We start from the raw sequence: 2,500 nt of genomic DNA, 5'->3' as shown, positions 1-2,500 counted from the left end.
CCCGAAACCCGGCGATCTAGGCATGACCAGGATGAAGGTGCGGTAACACGCACTGGAGGTCCGAACCGATTAACGTTGAAAAGTTACCGGATGAGTTGTGTTTAGGGGTGAAAGGCCAATCAAGCCGGGAAATAGCTGGTTCTCCGCGAAAACTATTGAGGTAGTGCCTCGAGCGGACACCATAGGGGGTAGAGCACTGGATGGTTGCGGGGGTCGCGAGATCTACCAACACTAACCAAACTCCGAATACCTATGAGTGATACTCGGGAGACAGACGGCGGGTGCTAAGGTCCGTCGTCAAAAGGGAAACAGCCCTGACCTACAGCTAAGGTCCCCAAGTCACGTCTAAGTGGGAAAGCATGTGGAAATCCCAAAACAACCAGGAGGTTGGCTTAGAAGCAGCCATCCTTTAAAGAAAGCGTAACAGCTCACTGGTCTAAACAAGGGTTTCTGCGGCGAAGATGTAACGGGGCTCAAGACGTGCACCGAAGCTTAGGGTGTGATCTTTGATCACGCGGTAGCGGAGCGTTCCGTAGGCCTGTGAAGCGATCTGGTAATGGGTCGTGGAGGTATCGGAAGTGCGAATGCAGACATGAGTAGCGATAAAGAGGGTGAGATGCCCTCTCGCCGAAAGACCAAGGGTTCCTGCGCAAGGCTAATCCGCGCAGGGTGAGCCGGCCCCTAAGACGAGCCCGAAGGGGGTAGTCGATGGGAACCACGTTAATATTCGTGGGCCTGGTGGTGTGTGACGGATGGTGTGTGTTGTACGGCCTTAACGGATTGGCCGTGCTTCGAAACTGTCCCGGGAAATAGCCCCACCGTATAGACCGTACCCGAAACCGACACAGGTGGTCAGGTAGAGTATACCAAGGCGCTTGAGAGAAGTGTCCTGAAGGAACTCGGCAAATTGCCTCCGTACCTTCGGAAGAAGGAGGCCCCACATGAGCGCAAGCTTTTGTGGGGGGCACAGGCCAGGGGGTAGCGACTGTTTAGCAAAAACACAGGGCTCTGCTAAGTCGGCTTCAAGACGACGTATAGGGCCTGACGCCTGCCCGGTGCCTGAAGGTTAAGTGGAGGAGTGCAAGCTCTGAAATGAAGCCCAGGTAAACGGCGGCCGTAACTATAACGGTCCTAAGGTAGCGAAATTCCTTGTCGGGTAAGTTCCGACCTGCACGAATGGCGTAACGACTTCCCCACTGTCTCCAGGACATGCTCAGCGAAATTGAATTCTCCGTGAAGATGCGGAGTACCCGCGGTTAGACGGAAAGACCCCGTGCACCTTTACTGCAGCTTCAGAGTGGCAGTGGACAAGAACTGTGTAGCATAGGTGGGAGGCTTTGAAGCATCGGCGCCAGCTGATGTGGAGCCATAGGTGAAATACCACCCTGTTGTTGTCTACTGTCTAACCTCGTACCGTGAAACCGGTACAGGGACCCTCTGTGGCGGGTAGTTTGACTGGGGCGGTCGCCTCCTAAAGAGTAACGGAGGCGCGCGAAGGTTGGCTCAGGCCGGTTGGAAACCGGCTGTTAGAGTGCAATGGCATAAGCCAGCCTGACTGCGAGACTGACAAGTCGAGCAGAGACGAAAGTCGGTCATAGTGATCCGGTGGTCCCTCGTGGAAGGGCCATCGCTCAACGGATAAAAGGTACGCCGGGGATAACAGGCTGATAACCCCCAAGAGCTCATATCGACGGGGTTGTTTGGCACCTCGATGTCGGCTCATCACATCCTGGGGCTGGAGCAGGTCCCAAGGGTTTGGCTGTTCGCCAATTAAAGTGGTACGTGAGCTGGGTTCAGAACGTCGCGAGACAGTTTGGTCCCTATCTGCCGTGGGCGTCGAAATTTGAGAGGAGTTGACCCTAGTACGAGAGGACCGGGTTGAACGTACCTCTGGTGTACCTGTCGTCGTGCCAACGGCGCAGCAGGGTAGCTATGTACGGACGGGATAACCGCTGAAAGCATCTAAGCGGGAAGCCTCCCTCGAGATAAGATTTCATCAAGAGCGGTCGAAGACCACGACCTCGATAGGCCGGATGTGGAAGTGCGGTAACGCATGGAGCTAACCGGTCCTAATTGCTCTGGTCGCGCTTGAGAGCTCCACACCCCCACCATCAGCCCTGGGCTAGATGAACGGGTGGATGGAAATAACTCTCAGCCAGATAAAACCTCCAAGGTGCATCGATTTTAACCCAATACAACCGCATGCTCGCAGGCTCCATTGCCTGGTGGCCATAGCGTCGGTGTCCCACCCGATCCCATCCCGAACTCGGCCGTGAAACCCGACCGCGCCAATGGTACTATCGCTCAAGCGATGGAAGAGTAGGTCGTCGCCAGGCATTGAAGCCCGCGAACATGCACACAAACAAAGAACCCATTCACGTCCCCCTTGCGCCACACAGCGCAAGAACAGCACCTCACCACCGCGGGGTGGAGCAGCCCGGTAGCTCGTCAGGCTCATAACCTGAAGGTCACAGGTTCAAATCCTGTCCCCGCAACCAAA

1 tRNA gene and 2 rRNA genes (1 of these 3 cut by a window edge) are annotated in these 2,500 nt (G+C 55.6%); all 3 read left to right on the top strand.

The annotated features are described in order from the left end of the window. A 23S ribosomal RNA gene (locus OXR08_RS18435) occupies nt 1-2,094 on the top strand; it begins 729 nt to the left of the window's first position. 127 nt (nt 2,095-2,221) lie between these two features. Beyond that, a 5S ribosomal RNA gene (gene rrf / locus OXR08_RS18430) occupies nt 2,222-2,336 on the top strand. A gap of 85 nt (nt 2,337-2,421) precedes the next feature. Further along, nucleotides 2,422-2,498: transfer RNA gene (locus tag OXR08_RS18425), tRNA-Met, on the top strand. The last annotated feature ends 2 nt before the right edge of the window (nt 2,499-2,500 follow it).

The sequence above is a fragment of the Sphingomonas sp. GM_Shp_2 genome, from assembly GCF_026540875.1.
Classification (GTDB): Bacteria; Pseudomonadota; Alphaproteobacteria; order Sphingomonadales; family Sphingomonadaceae; genus Sphingomonas; species Sphingomonas carotinifaciens.
The sequence above is the reverse complement of the archived record's forward strand: the minus strand, read 5'-3'. Positions and strand labels throughout refer to the sequence as shown.